Consider the following 766-nt stretch of genomic DNA (forward strand, 5'->3'; position numbering starts at 1 on the left):
CTTTTAGCCATTAGTGCAGTAATCTCCGGTGCACAAGGATGGGAGGATATTGAAGATTTTGGGCATCTAAAACTTGATTGGTTAAAAAGATATGGCGCTTTCAACGCGGGTATTCCAAGACACGACACCATAGCCCGTGTCATTTGTCGGTTAAAATCAGATGAAATAGAGCATGCATTTCAATCTTGGATATCTTCACTTATTGAAACCACGGGTGCTGATATTATTGCTATGGATGGAAAAACTGCACGTCGTTCATTTACAACCAAAGATAGAAAAAGTGCTTTACATACCGTCAGTGCATGGAGCTGCCAACACCAGTTAGTTTTAGGGCAAACAGCCGTTGATAGCAAAACAAATGAAATCACAGCCATACCTGAGTTACTCACCATGCTAGATATTGAAAATAGCATCATTACACTTGATGCTATGGGCTGCCAGCAAGAAATAGCGAAACAAATAATTAAACAAAAAGCTGATTATATCCTAGCGCTCAAAGGTAACCATTCAGGTATGCAGAGTGAATTAGAAGCTTGGTGGCACAAGAGTGAGCGCGAAGGATTGACCAATAGCAACTATGATAAACATACCGAAATAAGCTCAGGGCATGGGCGCATTGAAACAAGGGTTTGTCAGCAATTGCTTATTGATAAAAGCTGGTTAGATAAAATCTACCAATGGTCTGGCTTAAAGAGTGTTATTCAAGTAACCGCTGAGGTTCACGATAAATCATCAGGTACAGACACGATAGAAACGCGTTGGTATA

General features: G+C 40.5%; 1 protein-coding gene. It reads left to right on the forward strand.

Annotated elements, in window-relative coordinates; all coding sequences use genetic code 11:
• A partial coding sequence (locus ACTRWE_RS19220) for an ISAs1 family transposase (RefSeq protein ID WP_462880533.1) occupies positions 1–766 on the forward strand: 766 nt, incomplete at both ends.

Source organism: Pseudoalteromonas sp. G5_S1_54_S4 (assembly GCF_054968565.1).